Below are 19,247 nucleotides of genomic sequence, written 5' to 3' on the forward strand. Positions count from 1 at the left end.
GGCATGCCCACCACCACACCACTTCTGGCCGGTATCGAGGAGGCCGTCCCCGAACTGGCCGCCCACCGTCGCACCGCCACCCGCCTGCACCCCCGGCCGGGTAGCCCGGCCGCGACGGCGAGCTCGGTCGCCGGGCCGCTGCTGTGGCCGGCGGACGAACCGTGGCCGGTGTGCGCCGACCCCCACCGTGAATACGTGCAGGCGGCCCGGTTCCACGACCACCTCCGCCCCCGCCGGTTCGGTGACCGGTCGCCGGCACCGGTGAAGCCGTTGTCGTTCACGCCGTGGCAGGACGTGCGGATCACCGCGTTGATCGCCGCCGGGCCGATTCCGATGGTGCCGGTGGCGCAGTTGTACCGGCGGGACGTCCCCGACCTGCCGGGGCCGGACTGGGCGGACCTGTGCCAGGTGTTGTGGTGTCCGATGGACCACGACGACTGGTGGCTCCCGGCCGCCCACGTCCGGTGGCGGGACTCCGCGTCGGTCACCGAGACGCTGACCGAGGTTCCGGTTCCGCGGTACGTCGGCCATCACGACTACGTTCCGCAGCCGTGTGCCGTCCACCCCGAGCGGGTCACCGAGTACGAGTACGACGCCCTGCTTCCCGAGGAACTGGCCATGCGGGTCGCCGAATGGGAGGAGCGCAACGGGATCCACTACGGCGGGGGACGGTCGATCGCTGCCGGCTGGAAGGTGGGCGGCTACGCGTCCTGGACGTACATGGGACCGGAACCGATGGTGTGCGACTGCGGTCGGGACCTGGCACCGCTGCTGTCGGCGGCCGAGACGGAGTGGGACGACGGCCCGTGGTGGAAGCCGGACGACGCCGACACGGCCGACCCCGCCCCGACCGGGATCGCCGTCCCATGCGGCGAGGGCCTGTGGATCTGGTACTGCCCGGCCGACGTGTCACACCCGGTACGGGTGACCATGCAGTGAGGACGGCGGGTCACGCCGGTTCGGCGTCCCACACGACCGATCCGTCGGGCAGCGCCCGCGCCCCCGCCGCGGGTGGGTGATCACGGAGTTCACCGGTCGGCATGACGTGCCGGACCGGCAGCCCGTGACCGAGGACGACGACGTCGGCGATGAGCCGGCGATGGCACCGCCACCACAGGCTCTCCGCGCACATGACCGCGACGGTGTGCCGCCGCGACTCCTCGACCACGGCCGCCAACGCGGTGCGGAACGGCGCCGTCCTGGTGTATGCGGCGTACGCCTGGAACTGCGCCACCCGCCACCAGACGTCACGCGGCGGCACGTCGGGATCGAGGCGTCGCCGCCCGCCGAGCGGTTCGCACCACCGGTAGGTGACGCCCACGGTCGGCAGCCATTCGGCCAGCGCCTCCCGGGCGACGTCGGGGTTGCGGCGGCTCCCGGGGAACCGGCGGACGTCGACGAGTGAGGCCACTCCCGCGCCGGTGAGCAGTTCGCCGAGCGCGGCCCGGCCGTGCGGACCGTGGCCGACGGTCAGTAGAGGGCGTGTCCCGGTCATGTCCCCATCGTGGACCGGGTGACCGGGCCGCACGGGCGGAACGGGACATGTGATCCGCGCGTCAAAACGTCTCCGCGACTGGTTGAGTGAGTGCTCACTCATTACCGTGGTGGAAATGTCGAGTCGTGAGGGCCGAGCGCGGCCCATGCCCCCCGACGCCAGGCAGGCGGAGATCATCGCCGCCGTGACGCCGCTGGTCGTTGCGCACGGCCGCGACGTCACCTCCCGGCAACTCGCCGAGGCCGCCGGGGTCGCCGAGGGCACGGTGTTCCGCGCGTTCGGCGACAAGGAGACGCTGCTGCGCCGCGTGGTCGAGGCGTACTTCGACCCCGAGCCCTTCCGGCGCGACCTGCGCGCCGTCGACCGCGACCGGCCGCTGATCGACGTGCTCACCGACGTGATCTCGTTGCTGCGGGAACGCTTCGCGCACATGTTCCGGATGGTGGCCGCCATGGGGGAACGCCCCGCGCCGCCCAGCAGCCTCGACGACTTCATCGCGATCCTCACCGAACTGCTGGGCGACGACACCCGGCGGCTCCGGCTACCGGTGTCCGAAGTGGCGCAGGTGATCCGGATGGTCAGCTTCTCATCCGTACTGCCCGGTGTCGCCACGGAACAGACCCAAGACCCCCGTCGGCTCGCCGAGATCGTCCTCTACGGCGTCGCGAACCGGCCCGACCCCACCGAACCGGAGTAGACGAATGCTCGGCAGAGTTCTCCGCCGCTTCCTGGCACCGCACTGGCCGCTGCTGGCGGCCGTCGTGGTGTTCCAGCTGATCCAGACCGTGGCGTCCCTGTACCTGCCCACGCTCAACGCCGACATCATCGACAAGGGCGTGGCGGTGGGCGACACCGACTACATCATGCGGGTCGGCGCGGTGATGCTCGGCGTCACGCTGCTGCAGATCGCCGCCGCCATCGTCGCCGTCTACTTCGGAGCGAAGGCGGCGATGGCGTTGGGACGTGACATGCGCGCCGCGGTGTTCGACCGGGTGACGGCGTTCTCCGAACGCGAGGTCACCCGGTTCGGCGCGCCGTCGCTGATCACCCGCAGCACCAACGACGTCCAACAGGTGCAGATGCTGGTCCTGATGACCTGCACCATGCTGGTCGGGGCGCCGATCCTCGCCGTGGGCGGCGTCGTGATGGCGCTGCAACAGGACGTCGGGCTGTCGTGGCTCATGGCGGTCAGCGTTCCCGTGCTGCTGATCGTGGTGGGGCTCATCGTCATCCGGATGGTGCCGCAGTTCCGCCGGATGCAGACCCGCATCGACGCGGTGAACCAGGTGCTGCGCGAGCAGATCACCGGAATCCGGGTGGTGCGGGCGTTCGTGCGGGAACGGCACGAGGCCGACCGGTTCCGCACCGCCAACGCCGAGCTCACCGACACCGCGTTGCGGGTCGGCCGCCTGATGGCGTTGATGTTCCCGACGGTGATGCTGGTCCTCAACGTCACCAGCGTCGCCGTGCTGTGGTTCGGCGCGTTCCGCATCGACGCCGGTGAGATGCAGGTGGGCGCGCTCACCGCGTTCCTGAACTACCTGATCCAGATCCTGATGGCGGTCATGATGGCGACCTTCATGGCGGTGCTGATCCCGCGCGCCGCCGCGTGCGCCGACCGGATCGGGGAGGTGCTGGACACCGAGTCCTCGGTGACACCGCCCGCCGCGCCGGTGCGGGAGTTCCCGACCTCGGGCGCCGTGGAGTTCCGCGACGTGGAGTTCAGTTACCCCGGCGCCGAACTGCCGGTGCTGACCGGGTTGAACTTCACCGTCCCGCCCGGCAGCACCACCGCCGTCATCGGCAGCATGGGCACCGGGAAGACGACCCTGGTCCACCTGCTGCCCCGGCTGTTCGACGCCACCGGGGGCGCCGTCCTCGTCGACGGCGTGGACGTGCGGAACGCCGACCCCGAGGCGCTGTGGGCGCGGATCGGTCTGGTGCCGCAGAAGGCGTACCTGTTCTCCGGGACCGTCGCCGACAACCTCCGGTACGGGCGGCCCGACGCCACCGACGCCGAACTGTGGGACGCCCTGGAGACGGCGCAGGCCGCCGACTTCGTCCGGGCGATGCCCGAGGGCCTGGAGTCGTCGATCGCGCAGGGCGGCACCAACGTGTCCGGTGGGCAGCGGCAGCGGCTCGCGATCGCCAGGGCACTCGTGAAACGGCCGCCGATCCTGGTGTTCGACGACTCGTTCTCCGCCCTGGACCTGTCCACCGACGCCCGGTTGCGTGCCGCGCTCGCCGACCGGTTCGACGACACCACCTTCATCATCGTCGCGCAACGGATATCCACGATCCTCAACGCCGACCAGATCCTCGTCCTGGACGACGGCCGCCTCGTCGGTGCCGGCCGGCACACCGAGCTGTTGGCCGACAACGAGGTCTACCAGGCGATCGTCGCCTCACAACGCACCCCGGAGGAAGCGGTATGAGCCAGCGAGGCCCGATGGGCGCCCAGGGCGCGCCCGGCAGCAAGCCCATGAACTTCGGGCCCTCCGCGGTCCGGTTGTCGAAGCGGCTGCGCCCCGAGGGTGGCCGGCTGGTCGCCGTGATCGCGATGGGCGTCATCAGTGTGGCGCTCATGGTGATCGGCCCGTACCTGCTGGGTGAGGCCACCAACGTCATCTTCGACGGCGTCATCAGTTCCGGCCTGCCCGCCGGCGTGAGCCAGCAGGAGGTCGTCGAGGGATTGCGCGCCGCTGGCGACGACGCGCAGGCCGACCTGCTCAGCGGGATGAACCTGACGCCCGGCCAGGGCATCGACTTCACCGCGTTGAGCCGCATCCTGACGTTCACGCTGATCCTGTACATCGTGTCGGCGTTGTTCGGTTGGCTCCAGGCGTACCTCCTGAACGGGGTGACGCAGCGGACCGTGTTCCGGCTCCGCGACGACGTGGAGGCGAAGCTCAACCGGCTGCCGCTGTCCTACTTCGACGACATGCCGCGCGGTGAGGTGCTGAGCCGCGTCACCAACGACATCGACAACATCCAGCAGACGCTCCAGCAGTCGATGAGCCAGATCCTGACCTCGCTGCTGACCGTGCTCGGTGTGCTGGTCATGATGTTCGTGACCTCGCCGCTGCTGGCGGTGGTCGCGCTGGTGACGATCCCGGCGACCGTGGGCGTCACCGTCGTCATCGCGAAACGCTCCCAGAAGCTCTTCGTATCACAGTGGACGACCACAGGGAAGCTCAACGCCCGCATCGAGGAGGCGTACACCGGCCACGCGCTGGTGAAGGTCTTCGGGCGGCAGAAGGAGGTGCGGGAACTGTTCGACACCGAGAACGACGAACTGTACCGCTCCAGCTTCGGCGCCCAGTTCGTCTCGGGCATCATCATGCCCGCGATGATGTTCATCGGAAACCTGGTGTACGTGGTCATCGCGGTGGTCGGCGGCCTGCAGGTCGCGTCGGGAACGATGTCGCTGGGCGCGGTGCAGGCGTTCATCCAGTACTCGCGCCAGTTCACGCAACCGTTGAGCCAGTTGGGTTCCATGGCGAACGTCCTCCAGTCGGGCGTCGCGTCGAGCGAACGGGTCCACGAACTGCTGGACGCCGAGGAGCAGTCGCCCGACCCGGCCGCACCGACGCGCCCCGAACGGGTCGCGGGCCGGTTGACCTTCGAGGACGTCCGGTTCGGGTACCGGCCCGACGCGCCGCTCATCACCGACATGAACCTGTCGGTGTCACCCGGTCAGACCATCGCGATCGTCGGGCCGACCGGCGCGGGCAAGACCACCCTGGTGAACCTGATCATGCGGTTCTACGAGCTCGACGGCGGCCGGATCAGGCTGGACGGCGTCGACATCACCGACATGACCCGCGACGAACTGCGCGGCAACACCGGCATGGTGTTGCAGGACGCGTGGCTGTTCTCCGGGACGATCCGCGAGAACATCCGGTACGGCAGGCTGACGGCCACCGACGAGGAGGTGGAGGCCGCCGCCAGGGCGACCTTCGTCGACCGGTTCGTGCGGTCGCTGCCGGACGGCTACGACACCGTCCTCGACGACGAGGGGTCCAACATCAGTGTCGGTGAGAAACAGCTCCTCACCATCGCGCGGGCGTTCCTGGCGCAACCCAACGTGCTGATCCTGGACGAGGCGACCAGTTCGGTGGACACCCGCACGGAGGTGCTGGTGCAGCAGGCCATGAACGCGTTGCGCGCCGACCGGACCAGCTTCGTCATCGCGCACCGGCTCAGCACCATCCGCAACGCCGACCGGATCCTGGTGATGCGCGACGGCGGCATCGTCGAGCAGGGCGACCACGAGGAACTGTTGGCCGCCCGCGGCGCGTACTTCGACCTGTACACCACCCAGCTCACCGCGGCGGTGGACTGACGCGCGAGGGAACACGATGGAACGGGCGGTCCGGTGGGCCGCCCGTTCCGCCGTGCCCGGCCGGTTCACCGGTGTGAAGGGGCGCCACCGGCTGGGCCGTTCCCGGGATCGGTGGCGTTGATCGTCACGTACCCGGGCCGGTCACAGTTCCAGTTCGCCGAGGTGCTGGTCGGCGACGACCTCGCCGGTCGGCCGGAAACCCATCCGCAGGTAGAACTCCTCCGGGCCGCCCTCGCCGCGTGCCCACAGCACGGTCAGCGTCTTCTCGCCCCGGCGGCGCGCCTCCGCCGCGACGGCCTCGACGGCGAACCGGCCGACGCCCTTCTTCTGGTGTCCGGGTGAGACGTTGAGCCGCCAGATCCCGCACCGGAACGCCCGTACCGGTGAATCAGGGTCGAAGCCCGCCATCAGGAAACCGGCCGGGACGCCGTCGGCGTAGACCAGCCGGGGCCAGGCGGTCTCGGGGTTCACGTACGCCTCCGCGAGCGACTGCGTGACGGGTGCGACGAACGCCTCCTGTGCGGGGGTGACGTGGACGCCGAAGGCGTCGGCGATGTTGTCGCGGGTGATGACGCGCAGTTCCAGTGTCGGTGACATCCGGGGAGGCTAACGACCCGGTGTGACACCTTCGCGCCGAAGGAGCGCCCGCCACAGACCTCACTCCACAATGGATGGCAGCGGGGTTGGTCTTGACGTCGTACCCTGGTGCGTCACCGCACGGGAACCGGGGATCACGGCGATCGGCGACCGCGCGTGCCCGAATCACGTCTGTGGAGCCGATATGTCCGCCACACCCCTCGACCCGTCAGCGCCGGTGCCCTCGGTCCCGTTGCGCCTCAACCGGGGCTTCAGTGTCCTGTGTGCGCACCGCGTCGTGTCGGCTCTCACCAGGTCGGTGGCCGACGTCGCCTGTCCCATCGTGGTGTTCGACCTGACCGGTTCGATGGCGTACGCGGGAATGCTGGCGGCGGCCCAGCTCCTCGTCACGGCGGGCATGATGCTGCCCGCCGGGACCATGGCCGGCCGAGGTGGCTGGCGGTGGATCGCGACGACGGCGGACATGGCGCGGGGCGGGATGTTCGTCGGCGTAGCGGTGTCGTTGACCACCGGTGTCGGCGACGCGTGGTTCGTGTCAGCTGCCGCACTCGTCAACGCCGTGGCCGGTGCACTGCTTCGGCCGTACCTGGACGACGCGGTCACGACGTCGGTGCCCACGTCCCAGGCGTCGGTCGCCCGCGCCCGGATCAGGTCGCGGGTCCTCGCGGCGGCGCTGGCGGGGATGCCGTTGGGCGGCGCGTTGCTGGTGTGGGGCGGGGCGGTGCCGTTCCTGTTCGCGGGGGTCGCATACCTGGTGGCCGCTTCGGCGTTGGCGTCCGTCCGCCGGCCGGTGGCCGCCACGGGACGGGCCCGGCCCGGGTTCCGCGACGTGAGGGCGGGCGTGCGGCTCCTGCTGTCGTCGAGTTATCCGGCGAGCATGTTCGGGTACGCGATGTTCGTCAACGTCACACTCGCGAGCCTGCCGTTGGCGCTCATCGCGGCACTTCACGGGTACGGGGCCGGGCCGGCGCTGATCGGTGTGCTCCTGGTGCCGTCCGGTGTGGCGGGCATCTGTGGGTCGCTCGCAGGACCGCGCATCGTGGCGCGGGTGCGGCCGGAACGGGTGATGTTGTCGACGGCGTTCACGCTGCCGTTGCTGGCCGCGTTGATCGGTGTGCTGCCCGGCAGGTATCCGACCGCGGCGATGGTGGCGGTGCTGGTCTTCGCCGTCGCACCGTTCAACGTGCTGTTCCTGACGTTCGTCACGGGCGCGGTCCCGCCCGAGTTGCGGGCCGAGGTATCGGTGGCGACCCGGTTCGTCGCTCGACTGACGCAGCCGCTCGGTCCGTTGCTCGCCGGTTTCGGCGTGGCGATCTTCGGGGACCTGTGGACGTTCCTGTTCATCGCCGCGGCCGGTCTGCTCGCCGCGCCCATGCTGTTGAGCCGCCACATCGGGTTCATCCGCACGGTCGCCAGGTGAGTCACTTCCGCACTGGTCTCCGTCGTTGGGGAGTCGTTGCGGATCGGCGGGCGAACGGTTATGCTCGTACACGTATACTCGTCCACGAATATACGGAAGCGAGGTGGTTGAGGTGGCGAAGCGGCGCAAGGTCGCGAACCTGCTGGGCCTGGCGGTGCTGTCGGTACTCGTCCACCGCCCGATGCACCCGTACGAGATAGCGGGCGCACTACGCGGCTGGGGCAAGGAGTCCGACATCCCGGTCAAGTGGGGCTCGCTGTACTCCGTGGTGCAGAACCTCGCCAAACACGGTTTCATCGAGGTCGCCGGCACCACCCGGGAGGGCAACCGGCCGGAACGCACCAGTTACCGCATCACCGACGCCGGCATGGCCGAGATGTCCGACTGGACCCGCGAACTGCTCTCCACCGCCGAGCGGGAGGCGCCCCGGTTCCGGGTCGGCCTGTCGGTCATGGCGGCGCTGCCACCCGACGAGGTCGCCACACTGCTCACCGACCGGATCACCGCGCTCGACGCGCAGATCACCGCCCTCCGGGAGGAACTCGACACCAATCGCGAAGCCGTGCCCCGGCTGTTCCTCATCGAGAACGAGTACGACCTCGCGAGATTCGAGGCCGAGGCGGACTGGATGCGCCGACTGCGCGACGAACTCACCACCGGAACCTTCCCCGGCCTGGCCGACTGGCGGGCCTTCCACGGAGACAACACCATGCCGCAGGCATACCGGGAACTCGCGGAAAGGAACATCGCACCCGAATGACGGCCCGGCGGGGGTGCGGCAACACCCACCGCCGAGCCCTACCCCGAACCGGCGACCACGCGGACGCGACCCCGGCCCGAAGGCGACAATCACGAGGATAACCGGGTCGACGCCGCGGGGGATCACGCGACGACGACCGGGCCACGCGTTCCGTGCGTGCCCGTCGGCGTCCGGGATCCCTCCGCCGGTTCGTGTCACCACCGACACGAACAGGAGACAACCATGGCGAAGAAGATCCGGACCGCCGCCGTCATCGGCGGCGGCATCGCGGGACCCGTCACCGCGGCCGCACTGTGCCGCGCGGGCATCGAGGCCACCGTCTACGACGCCTACCCGGGACCCGCCGAGGGGCTCGGCGGCACACTCGCCCTCGCCCCGAACGGGCTCGCGGCACTCGACATCGTCGGCGCCGCAGAAGGAGTACGACGTATCGGCCTGCCGCTCGGCCGTATGGCGATGAGCATCGGCGAACGCAGACGGTTCACCCTGCCCCACCCCGACGACATCGGGCCGCTGCAACTGGTCCACCGCGCCGAACTGCACGAGGTGTTGCGGGACGCCGCGACCGCCGCCGGAGTCCGGTTCGTATACGGGAAGCGCCTCACCGGCGCCTCCGAAGAACCCGACCGGGTCACCGCGCGGTTCGCCGACGGCACCACCGCGACCGCCGCCGTCCTGATCGGGGCGGACGGTGTCCACTCCACCGTGCGCGGGCTCATCGACCCCGCCGCGCCCACCGCCGACTACACCGGCTACCTCGGATTCGAGGCGGTGTCCGATCACGAGGTGCCGGACGAACCCGGCACCATGACCTTCGCGTTCGGCAGCCGGGCGTACTACCTGTACTGGCGGGAACCTGGCGGCGGCACCCGCTGGGGCATGAACCTGCCGTGGCCCACCGCCATGTCGAGTGTGGAGGCACGGGCGAAGGGGGACGCCGAGTGGCTGCGGATCCTCCGCGACGTCTACGGGGACGAGTCGCCCGGCGGGGCACTGGTCCGCAGCATCCGGCCCGGCTCACTGCACGGCGTCGGCGGCGTGCACATCCTCATGCGGGTGCCCCGTTGGCATCGGGGACGCATGGTGCTGGTCGGGGACGCGGTTCACGTGCCGTCCAACAGTTCCGGGCAGGGCGCGTCCCTGGCGATCGAGAGCGGCGTCCAGGTGGCGCGGTGCCTGCGGGACATCGACGACGTGGGCGAGGCGTTCCGGGTGTACGAGCGGCTGCGACGCTCCCGTGTGGAGGGTGTCGCGGCGCGGGCGGCGCGGATCAACCGGCGCAAGGCACCCGGCCGGGTCGCCAGGGCGATGATGCCCCTGCTGATGCCGATGCTGGTGCGGACCGCGATGAACCCGGAGAAGACCACCGCACCCGAACAGCGCTACCGCATCGACTGGGCCACCCCCGTCACCACCTGACCCTCCCCCTCTTCTTGCCGCCTTGGGTGGCCTGGGGCCCATCGACATGCCTCGAATCGGGCGGTATGTCCGATTTTTCCCGGGCTCCTGGCCACCCAAGCCGGGCCTCAGACCACCCAAGCCGGAATGGGTGGTGCGGCCGGGGGCCGGTGGCGTGCGGGCGGTCTGTGCCGCGGGTGCGGGGCGGCGCTAACGTCTCGGATGTCACCGGAACACCGGCCGGTGCGGTGTGAGCGGAGAGAACGGCACATGGGCATGTTCGACAAGGTGAGTGCGTGGTGGCGGGAGCGCGACGCGCCGGAAGTGGTGTCACGGCTGACCCGCAGGCGATCCGCCGCCGACGAGCCGTCACCGGCCGCGATGGCCCGCGCCCGGCTCGCCCACCTCCCGGAACCACCGGCCACTGTGGAAGCACATGCGGACGACGACGCGGTCGTGGACAACGCCGTCTACGCCGACGGCACCCGGATCGACCCGGAGACACTGGAGCAGACCTACGAACTGGTCCGGGAACGTCACGGCTTCGGCTGGATCGGCCTCTACCGGCCCGACCGCGCCGACGTCGAGTCCATCGCCGCCGAGTTCGGCCTCCACGAACTCGCCGTGGAGGACGCCCTCGAGGCGCACCAACGCCCGAAACTCGAACGCTACGGCGACACACTGTTCATCGTGCTGCGGCCCGCCCGCTACGTCGATCCCACCGAGGTGGTCGAGGTCGGTGAACTGCACGTGTTCGTGGGCCGCGACTTCGTCGTCACCATCCGGCACTCCGAGACCCCCGACCTGCGGCCGGTCCGCCGCCGCCTGGAGGAGTCGCCCGACCTACTGCGCCTCGGCCCGGAATCGGTGCTGTACGCCGTACTCGACCAGATCGTCGACGACTACGCGCCCGTCCTGCGCGGTGTCGCCGACGACATCGACGAGATCGAGACCCAGGTGTTCGAGGGCGACGCCGAGGTGTCCCGGCGGATCTACCAACTCGGCCGGGAGGTCATCGAGTTCCGGCGGGCCGTCGTCCCGCTCACCGACGTGTTCGCCGCCCTGCGTTCCGGCTTCGACAAGTACAAGGTGGACCTCGAACTGCAACGGCTGCTGCGGGACGTTGAGGACCACACGGTCCGGGTGGTCGAACGACTCGACGCCTTCCGGGAACTGTTGAACAACATGCTCACCGTCAACGCGGCCGTCGTCGGGCAGCGCCAGAACGAGGAGATGCGCCGGCTCACCGAGGCCAGTCTCGCCCAGAACGAGGAGATGCGGCGCTTGTCGGAGGCGAGCCTGGCGCAGAACGAGGAGGTCAAGAAGATCTCGGCGTGGGCGGCGATCCTGTTCGCGCCGACACTGGTCGGCACCGTGTACGGCATGAACTTCGACCACATGCCGGAACTCCACTGGGTGGTCGGTTACCCGCTGGCCCTGGTCCTCATGGTCGGCGTCTCCGTCGGACTGCACCGCTTCATGAAGTGGCGCCGCTGGCTGTGACGGTTCACCTGCCGGGGTTGCGGTCGAACCGGACACCGGCGGGCCTGGTCGGCTGCAGCGTCAGGATGAGCATGATGAAGCCGCCGCAACCGGGGACCATCCCCAGCAGGATGAACCAGCCGGACAGGTCGGCGTCGTGCAACCGGCGGAACCCCAAGGCCAGGTTCGGCACGATGGTCCCCAGCAGGTAGAGCATGAGCAGGAACATCAACAGCCCGGCGGGGAAGGTCAACTCGTCGTCGACACCGCCGTACCGGTTCGTCCCGGCGGTGGCGGCCTGAATGATCGTGGCCAGGATGGATCCACCGACGAGGATCAGGCCGTTGAGCAACGCGACCCACCAGTATTCGCTCCGGCTGGCGCGTCCGGAGAAGGTGGCGTACTTCTTGAAGAACCGTTTCACGGCGGTACCGAATGAGGCACCGGGGTGGGGCAGGTGAAGCGGAACCTCATGGGCATGAGGGAAAGTCACCCCGCGATGCTAGTGCCCCCGTGGTGACCGCGCAACGCCTGACACCCTCCACAGTCACCACGCGGGACGGTGCCCGGTCGGTAGTGGGTATGGCCGGTGCGTGGGTCGGTACGGCGGGGTGGTGGTTCGGGCGGGCGGTGCGACGGTGCCGGTGGCCGTTCGGGCGAGCCGCTGGATCGTGGCGGTGGCCGGGAAGGCGGCACTGGTCCTGACGGGCCGGGCGGGTGTCGGCGTGGTGGCCCCCGCATTCGCCGGGGTGGTGGGTCTGGTGAGTTCGTGCAGGGCTTTGGTGGCGTGGCGGAGTGTGCGGGTGTAGGTGGGTCGGTGTCTGCCTGCCGGGCGTTTGGGCGCGCGTGGGTAGACGACTCGGGAGAGGCTGGACAGGTAGTCGGTGGCCCAGAGGTAGGGGGCGCAGCCTCTTGTGCGGTGCCAGTGTTGGCCGCATTCGGTGCAGTGGCGGCGGAATGCGCGGCGGGCTGTTCGTTTGCCTGGTCCGTGGAGTGCGCGGATGCGTTCGGCCCGGGCGATCCGCGTGGTCTGTTGGTTACTGGTTATGCTGCACCATGACATGGCGAGAACCTCTAGCTTCTCGTTGTGTGGCGGCCCGGCTGCTCCAACAGCCCGGGTCGCCGTTTTCGTTACGTGGGTGTTGTGCGATGTCGTTCCGTGCTGTGGGTTCGGAGTCGGTCCGCTTGGTCCCCGCCCGGTGCCGCTTGGTCCCCGCCGTCTTGGTCCTCGTCGTCTTGGTCCCCGCCCGATGGCACTTGGTCCTCGTCCGGTGGACGGATGGCCGTCGTTTTAGGCGTTTTATGCCTGTTTGGTCTTACCGGTCGTGGACCAAGCACGACGTAGCAGGGACCAAGCGCACGATGGCGGGGACCAAGCACGACGTAGCGGGGACCAAGCGGGTCGGGTGGGTTCAGCCGTCGCAGGTGCGCCAGGTGACCGTGGCGTTGTGGTCGTGTTGCCAGGCGGCGAGTGCGGTGGCGGTGTGTTGCTGTAGTTCTTCGGTGAGTGCGTGTGCGATGCGTTGGCGTGCGGCGCTCGTGAGGGCGTTGTCGTGGGTGCGGCGGTCCCAGATCGCTTCGTGGCGGAGGATGTCGTCGCGGGTGAACCGGTGACCGCATACGAGTGCGTCGCCGTAGGAGTCGATCCAGTCCACATCGGCGGGTGTCACGACGGGTGGTCTGGCGTTCATCGCTTCGCCTCCGGTGCCGTGGTCCCGGATACGGGTGCGGCGTCGCTCTCCGGTTCGGTGGTGATGGGTTGTGCGGTGGGTTCGGTGGCTGCGGCTGTGGTGCGTTCGGGTGTGATGTGGTGTTCGCCGTGGTGGTAGGGCGAGAGGGTGCAGCCGGGTTCGGGGCAGTAGAGGGTGAGGAAGCTGGTGGACCTGGTGGCGTCGAAGATCCCCGCCGATTCGGCCAGCATCCCCGGGACGGTGTCTTGCAGGCAGGCCAGGACGTCGAGTGCTCTTGCGCGGGCGTCGGCGAGTCCGAGTGCGGCGAACGGTAGGGCCATGAGGTAGATGTCGATGTCTTGGGCGGCGGCTTTGGCCTCGGCTTCGGTGAGTAGGTCGGGGTCGCGTTCGGGGTCGAGCCACACCAGGTACATGTCCGGTAGCGGCATCCGGGCGTGTGCGGAGTCCACGGTGGTGAACCACCCGAACGGGTGCCCGTCCTTGGCCAGGACCACGGCGGTGCCGTCGGGGTTCTCCACCCCGTGAATGATCAGGCCCGTGTCGACCCGCTCTTCGGTGACGCGGGTCTGCACGAACGCGAACCGCCTGGTCCGGGCCGCGCGTGCCACCGCGGTGAGTACCACGTTGACGTGCGGGTCGGGGTGAACGGGTGCCGGTGGTGCCGGGTCGGTACCGGGTATCAGGATCTCGTAGCTACACGAACGAATCGCCATGGCAAGCCCCCCAAGGGCGAAAACGAGTGAACAGTGGACAGACGAAGCAGAACGGGCGGGCACCCGCGCCGGCGCCCCGGTCGCGCGGGATGGCACGACAGGACGACACCGGGTATGCGGAAAAGTCGCGGGCACCCGCCCGGCGTGGGTGGTGATATCGGCGCAAGACCAACCACACGCAAAGGGAAAGCTTTAGGAAGGAACCGGTCCGGGCGGTCGAATGGACGCGCCCTGAGTACTCGGCTCGGCGTGCGTTGACGCACGTGGATGGGACGTGTGCCCCGATCCGGTGATCACACCTGGCCGCTACACGACCGGGTGTGACAGACTAATGACCGCGCGGACTCCTTTCGCGAGTTCCGTTTGTTGAAGGACCGGGACGGGAAGAGTCGCCAAACTTCAGACCCGTCCCGGTCTTCTCCCTCCCCACTCACCGCCCGAAGACGGAAACCGGGAAGCCTCCACAACCACTCAGATCACTCCAAGTTGCTGTAGTAACACGATTACGTTAGCATGCATGCCGGATAGGCACAATGCCTGTCTGTCACATTCGGAGGACCGCTGATGACCAAGAATCCGGCGATCTCGTTGCGTTCGCGGTGGCTGAGTGAACGTCTACGGGAAGCGCGGCATCGAGCTGGTTACACATTGGCCGACGCTGGTGAATACCTACAGCTGGATCAGACGTCGCTCGGCAGATTCGAGCGTGGAACCCACCGAATCAGGCGCTCCTACGTCAAGGACCTGTTGGACTACTACGGGGTTTCCAGCACGCAGGAGCGGGACTTCCTTCTGAGGTTGTCTGAAGATGCATGGCGCAAAGACTGGTCCGATCTGGACGTCACCGGACTGGACACCGAGTTCATCGACTACACCTGGTTCGAATCGCAGGCGGTCCAGATCAGAATCTTTGAACCGCTCCTGATCCACGGACTCCTACAGACGTCCGCGTATACCGAAGCCCTCACTCGGCGCGAACTCGGAGGGACAGCTACCGACGCCGAGGTTCAGCGAGTGGTTGAAGTGCGACAAGCCAGGCAACGCATCGTCACGTCCGACATGCCTACTCCGATGAGCGTCATCGTCGAAGAGCCGGCACTTCGACGGCCGATAGGCGGTCCAGAGACGTTGCAGGCACAACTCGAATCGCTACTGCAACTCTGCGACGCCGGAGCTGTACGGCTGCGTGTCCTGCCTATGGATGCACCGACAGATCCCGGACACCACGGTCCCTTCACCCTCTTCGGGATGCCGGATCCCTACCCCGAGGTCGCATACGTCGAGAATCTGGCCGGACGCACGTTCTTCGAAGAAGAGACCCGCGTGAGTAAGTTCGTGCACGTGTTCAACGAGCTTGAACGATCCGCTCTCTCCCTGGGAGAATCGCGATCGATGATCGTCGACATTGTGAAGGAACTCGAATGACCAACGCGCCACCCCCTGCCGCGCTCCAGTGGCGGCGCAGCCTCCGAAGCGCCAGCGGCGGCAATGCCAACTGCGTCGAGGTCGCGGCATGGACCAAGCGCAGGCGTAGCGGTAGCGGCGCGAACGGTGCCAACTGCGTCGAGGTCGGCGTGATGCTTACCGGTGTCGCCGTTCGTGACTCCAAGGCCCCCTCCGGCCCGGTCCTTACCACCTCGGCCGCAAACTGGCGGGGCATGCTCACTGCCATCAAGAACAGCGACGTTGATTCCTGAACCGGATCACGCCCTGTACCGAAGAAGCCAAAGGATATTGACCCTGAACACGCCGTTTTGAGACCAATGTCCTTTGACTTTGCGCAAGCGATCGTTGGTCAGTTAGACCAGCGGTCCGCTAGCTCGCTGGCATCGGCCAACAGCTCGTCGATCTGCTCGGTGGACAGGTTGGCGTCGCTGACGAGCTTGTACGCGATCGCTGTCTGCGTCGGAATCGCTTCGACCTTGTCGATCTCGCGGTAGAGCTCGTCTTCACCGAGGACCGACCGGATCAAGCCTTCGGCCATCAACGGCTTCAGCGGCGGATCCGCTGTGCTGTAGTCGTCGAGAAGCTGGCGAACGAACGCCCGGATATCGTCGCGGTCAGCGTCATCGTCGAACTTGTCTTGAACAGTCAGAGTGAACAGCGCGTTCACCAGTACGCCCGAGTCCTGCCACGACACCTCACCCAGTTCGGCACCGTACCGTTCGGCAGTGTCGTAGTCGCCCACCAGACCGGCACGAAGCATCTGCCGGTACTTGTCACGTTTGCTCATCGTCTCGCTTCCTACGCCGTCGCTTCCGGAGTTCTACCACGCCCAGCACCGCTGTAACACCGGTGAACAGCACACTGGAAACGATGTCACCGTGCGGTGTCTTCATCTGCGGCTGGACAACCGGGTCAGGCACGGCCGTATGCGTGACTGTCTGCGCCGGATCTGGCCCCTTGAAATCGCGGAAGATCTTGGCCGTCTGATTCGTGACGTCCTTCGTTGACTTCTGAAGGTCGTCCGCGTTCTTACTCATCGACCGCATCGCCCGATCGAGCCGCGACCGCCGCTTCCGCTCAGGATCCGTCAGTTCACCGCCGTCGGTTGGTCGTTCCCAGGTGGTGGGGTCGTCGGTTTGGGTGCCGGATTTGGGGACGGTGTAGCCGCCGGTGCCGTTGCTGTACAGGCCGGTGATGGCGGACATGGCGATGAAGCGGCACTTCTCCAGATGCCCGTCAAGGTGTTCCGCCTCCGACAGCGCCTCACCCAGCAACTCCACCGCCCGCATCGTCTCGGCACCGGCGGCGCTACCACCGATCCCCGCCGCGCCCAGGCGGTCCAGCGCCTCCCCACCCGTGGCGACACTGCCGGCGATCCCGTCCCGCACCCGCCCCGCCGCATCACGCGCCGCGGCGATCAACGCCACCAGATCCCGGACACTCAGATTCCCACCGCTCATATCGTCCTGGCCAACTCCGCAGCCGCCCGCGCCTCCTCAAGCTTCGCCACCAGAGCCTGCTGCAACCCCAACGCCGCCTCCAACTCCCGCCGACACAGATCCACCTGCGCCGCCACCCCCTCCACCGCCAGGCCCATCAACACACCCGTCAACTGCTCCGCCATCGCCCGCGACGCCTCGACCTGACCCGCCAACCCGTTCCCCGCAGCGACATCACCATCGATCGACGCCACCAGATCATCAATAGACGCCATACCACCCCACACCTTCCACACAAGAGAAACCCGTCACCGACACCGTACAAACCACACGCCGCCCCGCCAACCCCCAGGGCGCGAGCCGAAGTAGCGGTTGAGTTTCCGCGCTGCGGTCGGTGGCGCGGGTCTCCGAGTCGGCTCCGGGTCAGCCGTAGCAGGTGTCCCATAGGTCGTCACGGTCGCCGGTCCACACCTCTCGCCAGTGGGCGTAGCTGGCATTGTCCTGGTACGCGAGTGCAGTGGCGAGGCGTTCGGAGTCGTCGGCGAGGATGTCGATGCTGAGCGCGACGAGGTCGTCGTTCGCGAGCAGCGCGTCGTACCTCAACTGGTTCGCCATGCTCTGGAACGCGTCGACGGCGCCCGCGTTGTCCCCCACCTCCATCGCCGCGTTGGCCCGGTCTACATAGATGCTCACCGTGTCGGCGGCCTCGGAACATCCGGCGGTGGGGTCGGGCGCCTCCGAGGTGGGCGGGTCGTATTCGACCTCGTCGTCGGCGACGTCGTTGTAGTCGGTGTCGTAATCGGTGTCCGGCTCATAGCTCGACGTATCCGTGGTCGAGGTTTCGCCAGAGGTGTCGTCGGACGACTCGTCGGACGCCTGATCGATCAGGAAGGCGACGAGGATGATGGCGCCGATGACGCCGAGTATCGCCCCCCAGTTGGTGTCCTCCTGCTTCTTGGACCCGGAGGACGCTGACGACCCGGACGACCCGGACGACGCTGACGAGCCGGACGACCCGGAGGACGCTGACGACCCGGATGACCCGGAGAACGCTGACGCCCCGGACGACCCGGACGGCGGTGTCGAGGACGGCGTGGTGCCGGTCTTCTTCGGGGCGGTCCCGGCACCGCCGCCGGCCGCCCGGGGCGGCCTGTCACTTGTGGACTTGCTTGCGGCGCCGCCGCCGGTGGCCTTCGGAGCCGTACGACCTTGGTGCCGTTGCGCGGTTTCGGCCCTGCGCTTCGCCTCGGCCTTCCGCGCCGCCTCGGCCTTGCGTTTCGCCTCGGCGCGTTCGCGGGCGCGCCGGGCGGCGCGCGCGGCCTCGTCGGCGGTCCGGACGTCGGTGGCCCGGATGGCACCGCCGGGGCCGGTCCCACGGATCACCGACAGGTCGACGCCCAGCTTCTCCGCCATGTCCCGCACGTACGGCGTCACGTCGGGCGTCTTCGAGGAGTCGCCCGTCCCGTCCGATGGCGGCTGCCGCACCCGGGAACCGGCCGACGCGGCGTCCACGACGGTCTCGCCGGGATCGACGACGGTGTCGGTGACATGGGTGCGATCGACGCACGCGGCGACGTCGGCGCGCTGTGCGGAGATCAGCCGGTGTACCGCCGCGCCCCACAGGCGCGGCGTCTCGCCGGGCGCCTCCGAAAGGTCCGGCGGGACGGCCGCCATCAGGTCAGCCGGTTTCGGCCGGTCGCCGGGAGCCTTGGCCAGGCACGGTGCTATCAGGCCGCGCAGGTCGGCGCCGATGCCGTCGAGCCGTGGTTCGTCGTTGAGGATGCGGTGCGTGATGGCGGGGACCGAGGTCGCGTGGAACGGACCGGTTCCGGTGGCGGCGAAGCCCAGTACGGCGCCGAGCGCGAACACGTCGCTGGCGGGTTCGGCCTTGTCGGCCAGGATCTGTTCGGGCGCCATGAAGGCGTAGGAACCCATGACGGTTCCGGTGCCGGTCAACGTGCTCGCGTCGACGGCTCGGGCGATTCCGAAGTCGATGACCTTCACGCCGTCGTCGGTGAGCAGGATGTTGGAGGGCTTCAGGTCCCGGTGGATCAGTCCCGCCCGGTGGACGTCCATTAGGGCGGCCGCGAGCCACGCGGCGAGCCGGAACACGGCGGTCTCGTCGAGCGGTCCGCCCGTGTCGACCGCGTTCTGCAGGGTCGGGCCGTCGACGTACTCGGACGCCATCCACGGCACCCGCGCGTCGGTGTCGTCGGCCACGACGCTCGCGGTGTACCGGCCGCGGACCCGGCGCGAGGCGATGACCTCACGACGGAACCGGGCCCGGAAGCCGTCGTCCTCACTGAACTGGGCGTGGACACGTTTGACCGCGACGAGCGTCCCCTCAGCGTCGCGGCCCAGCAGCACCCGCCCCATCGCGCCGCTGCCCAGCACGGCCAGCGTCCGGTACGGCCCCACCTTCGCCGGATCCGAGGAGTCGAGTGGCTTCACGTTGACCTCC

General features: G+C 68.6%; 19 protein-coding genes. 10 read left to right on the forward strand and 9 right to left on the reverse strand.

Annotated elements, in window-relative coordinates:
* Positions 1-3 precede the first annotated feature (3 nt).
* Positions 4-939, forward strand: coding sequence for a hypothetical protein (locus LX16_RS13275; RefSeq protein WP_147138672.1), 936 nt, complete (start codon positions 4-6; stop codon positions 937-939).
* Positions 940-949: 10 nt separating this feature from the next.
* On the opposite strand, the gene LX16_RS13280 is transcribed toward LX16_RS13275, so the two are convergent.
* Positions 950-1,495 (reverse strand): DUF488 domain-containing protein, encoded by a 546-nt coding sequence (locus LX16_RS13280; RefSeq protein WP_147138674.1) that lies wholly within the window; start codon positions 1,493-1,495, stop codon positions 950-952.
* Between the two features lie 115 nt (positions 1,496-1,610).
* On the opposite strand from LX16_RS13280, the gene LX16_RS13285 reads away from it, so the two are divergent.
* Genes LX16_RS13285 through LX16_RS13295 form a run of 3 tightly spaced genes read left to right on the forward strand, consistent with a single transcriptional unit; the run spans position 1,611 to position 5,840 of the window.
* Positions 1,611-2,192 carry a TetR/AcrR family transcriptional regulator gene (locus LX16_RS13285; RefSeq protein ID WP_211354496.1) on the forward strand — a complete coding sequence of 194 codons (582 nt, stop codon included), beginning with the start codon at positions 1,611-1,613 and terminating at the stop codon, positions 2,190-2,192.
* A gap of 4 nt (positions 2,193-2,196) precedes the next feature.
* Positions 2,197-3,930: an ABC transporter ATP-binding protein gene (locus LX16_RS13290; RefSeq protein WP_147138676.1), complete on the forward strand. Its 1,734-nt coding sequence runs from the start codon at positions 2,197-2,199 to the stop codon at positions 3,928-3,930.
* A complete protein-coding gene (locus LX16_RS13295) occupies positions 3,927-5,840 on the forward strand; it encodes an ABC transporter ATP-binding protein (RefSeq protein WP_147138678.1) in 1,914 nt (637 codons plus the stop codon). Before LX16_RS13290 ends, LX16_RS13295 begins: the two co-directional genes overlap by 4 nt.
* 141 nt (positions 5,841-5,981) lie before the next feature.
* Here LX16_RS13295 and LX16_RS13300 read toward each other — a convergent pair whose 3' ends face one another.
* On the reverse strand, positions 5,982-6,437 hold the full coding sequence (locus LX16_RS13300; protein ID WP_147138680.1) for a GNAT family N-acetyltransferase: 456 nt from the start codon (positions 6,435-6,437) through the stop codon (positions 5,982-5,984).
* 184 nt (positions 6,438-6,621) lie between these two features.
* Here LX16_RS13300 and LX16_RS13305 point away from each other — a divergent pair, with 184 nt between their 5' ends.
* The 4 genes from LX16_RS13305 to LX16_RS13320 all read left to right on the forward strand — a co-directional run bounded on the left by LX16_RS13305 (position 6,622) and on the right by LX16_RS13320 (position 11,518).
* Positions 6,622-7,857 carry an MFS transporter gene (locus LX16_RS13305; RefSeq protein ID WP_158645587.1) on the forward strand — a complete coding sequence of 412 codons (1,236 nt, stop codon included), beginning with the start codon at positions 6,622-6,624 and terminating at the stop codon, positions 7,855-7,857.
* A 112-nt stretch (positions 7,858-7,969) separates the two neighbouring features.
* Positions 7,970-8,617 carry a PadR family transcriptional regulator gene (locus LX16_RS13310; RefSeq protein ID WP_147138684.1) on the forward strand — a complete coding sequence of 216 codons (648 nt, stop codon included), beginning with the start codon at positions 7,970-7,972 and terminating at the stop codon, positions 8,615-8,617.
* Positions 8,618-8,839: 222 nt separating this feature from the next.
* A complete protein-coding gene (locus LX16_RS13315) occupies positions 8,840-10,036 on the forward strand; it encodes an FAD-dependent oxidoreductase (RefSeq protein WP_147138687.1) in 1,197 nt (398 codons plus the stop codon).
* A 255-nt stretch (positions 10,037-10,291) separates the two neighbouring features.
* Positions 10,292-11,518 (forward strand): magnesium and cobalt transport protein CorA, encoded by a 1,227-nt coding sequence (locus LX16_RS13320; protein WP_425304433.1) that lies wholly within the window; start codon positions 10,292-10,294, stop codon positions 11,516-11,518.
* Positions 11,519-11,522: 4 nt separating this feature from the next.
* Here LX16_RS13320 and LX16_RS13325 read toward each other — a convergent pair whose 3' ends face one another.
* The 3 genes from LX16_RS13325 to LX16_RS13335 form a co-directional block, all read right to left on the reverse strand.
* Entirely contained in the window at positions 11,523-11,990 is a 468-nt protein-coding gene (locus LX16_RS13325) for a DUF805 domain-containing protein (RefSeq protein WP_147138689.1), read from the reverse strand.
* A 919-nt stretch (positions 11,991-12,909) separates the two neighbouring features.
* Positions 12,910-13,188, reverse strand: coding sequence for a hypothetical protein (locus tag LX16_RS13330; RefSeq protein ID WP_147138690.1), 279 nt, complete (start codon positions 13,186-13,188; stop codon positions 12,910-12,912).
* A complete protein-coding gene (locus tag LX16_RS13335; RefSeq protein ID WP_147138692.1) occupies positions 13,185-13,901 on the reverse strand; it encodes a hypothetical protein in 717 nt (238 codons plus the stop codon). Before LX16_RS13335 ends, LX16_RS13330 begins: the two co-directional genes overlap by 4 nt.
* A 564-nt stretch (positions 13,902-14,465) precedes the next feature.
* Here LX16_RS13335 and LX16_RS13340 point away from each other — a divergent pair.
* Both LX16_RS13340 and LX16_RS13345 read left to right on the forward strand, forming a co-directional pair.
* Entirely contained in the window at positions 14,466-15,326 is an 861-nt protein-coding gene (locus LX16_RS13340) for a helix-turn-helix domain-containing protein (RefSeq protein ID WP_147138694.1), read from the forward strand.
* Positions 15,323-15,598 (forward strand): DUF397 domain-containing protein, encoded by a 276-nt coding sequence (locus tag LX16_RS13345; RefSeq protein ID WP_147138695.1) that lies wholly within the window; start codon positions 15,323-15,325, stop codon positions 15,596-15,598. The genes LX16_RS13340 and LX16_RS13345 overlap by 4 nt, the downstream gene beginning before the upstream one ends.
* 98 nt (positions 15,599-15,696) lie before the next feature.
* Here LX16_RS13345 and LX16_RS13350 read toward each other — a convergent pair whose 3' ends face one another.
* The 4 genes from LX16_RS13350 to LX16_RS13365 form a co-directional block, all read right to left on the reverse strand.
* A complete protein-coding gene (locus LX16_RS13350) occupies positions 15,697-16,134 on the reverse strand; it encodes a hypothetical protein (RefSeq protein WP_147138697.1) in 438 nt (145 codons plus the stop codon).
* Positions 16,121-16,774 carry a hypothetical protein gene (locus LX16_RS13355; protein ID WP_147138701.1) on the reverse strand — a complete coding sequence of 218 codons (654 nt, stop codon included), beginning with the start codon at positions 16,772-16,774 and terminating at the stop codon, positions 16,121-16,123. The genes LX16_RS13350 and LX16_RS13355 overlap by 14 nt, the downstream gene beginning before the upstream one ends.
* A 29-nt stretch (positions 16,775-16,803) precedes the next feature.
* Positions 16,804-17,061, reverse strand: coding sequence for a hypothetical protein (locus LX16_RS13360; RefSeq protein WP_147138703.1), 258 nt, complete (start codon positions 17,059-17,061; stop codon positions 16,804-16,806).
* Between the two features lie 148 nt (positions 17,062-17,209).
* A complete protein-coding gene (locus LX16_RS13365) occupies positions 17,210-19,237 on the reverse strand; it encodes a protein kinase domain-containing protein (protein WP_147138705.1) in 2,028 nt (675 codons plus the stop codon).
* Positions 19,238-19,247: the final 10 nt, after the last annotated feature.

Source organism: Stackebrandtia albiflava (assembly GCF_007994225.1).
Lineage (GTDB): Bacteria > Actinomycetota > Actinomycetes > Mycobacteriales > Micromonosporaceae > Stackebrandtia > Stackebrandtia albiflava.

Excerpts from the sequence above, each read along its gene's own strand:
- LX16_RS13340 (WP_147138694.1), top strand. The coding sequence starts at position 14,466 with ATGACCAAGAATCCGGCGATCTCGTTGCGTTCGCGGTGGCTGAGTGAA.
- LX16_RS13335 (WP_147138692.1), bottom strand. The coding sequence starts at position 13,901 with ATGGCGATTCGTTCGTGTAGCTACGAGATCCTGATACCCGGTACCGAC.
- LX16_RS13360 (WP_147138703.1), bottom strand. The coding sequence starts at position 17,061 with ATGGCGTCTATTGATGATCTGGTGGCGTCGATCGATGGTGATGTCGCT.
- LX16_RS13285 (WP_211354496.1), top strand. The coding sequence starts at position 1,611 with ATGTCGAGTCGTGAGGGCCGAGCGCGGCCCATGCCCCCCGACGCCAGG.
- LX16_RS13295 (WP_147138678.1), top strand. The coding sequence starts at position 3,927 with ATGAGCCAGCGAGGCCCGATGGGCGCCCAGGGCGCGCCCGGCAGCAAG.
- LX16_RS13290 (WP_147138676.1), top strand. The coding sequence starts at position 2,197 with ATGCTCGGCAGAGTTCTCCGCCGCTTCCTGGCACCGCACTGGCCGCTG.
- LX16_RS13330 (WP_147138690.1), bottom strand. The coding sequence starts at position 13,188 with ATGAACGCCAGACCACCCGTCGTGACACCCGCCGATGTGGACTGGATC.
- LX16_RS13320 (WP_425304433.1), top strand. The coding sequence starts at position 10,292 with ATGTTCGACAAGGTGAGTGCGTGGTGGCGGGAGCGCGACGCGCCGGAA.
- LX16_RS13280 (WP_147138674.1), bottom strand. The coding sequence starts at position 1,495 with ATGACCGGGACACGCCCTCTACTGACCGTCGGCCACGGTCCGCACGGC.
- LX16_RS13300 (WP_147138680.1), bottom strand. The coding sequence starts at position 6,437 with ATGTCACCGACACTGGAACTGCGCGTCATCACCCGCGACAACATCGCC.
- LX16_RS13275 (WP_147138672.1), top strand. The coding sequence starts at position 4 with ATGCCCACCACCACACCACTTCTGGCCGGTATCGAGGAGGCCGTCCCC.
- LX16_RS13305 (WP_158645587.1), top strand. The coding sequence starts at position 6,622 with ATGTCCGCCACACCCCTCGACCCGTCAGCGCCGGTGCCCTCGGTCCCG.
- LX16_RS13315 (WP_147138687.1), top strand. The coding sequence starts at position 8,840 with ATGGCGAAGAAGATCCGGACCGCCGCCGTCATCGGCGGCGGCATCGCG.
- LX16_RS13350 (WP_147138697.1), bottom strand. The coding sequence starts at position 16,134 with ATGAGCAAACGTGACAAGTACCGGCAGATGCTTCGTGCCGGTCTGGTG.
- LX16_RS13345 (WP_147138695.1), top strand. The coding sequence starts at position 15,323 with ATGACCAACGCGCCACCCCCTGCCGCGCTCCAGTGGCGGCGCAGCCTC.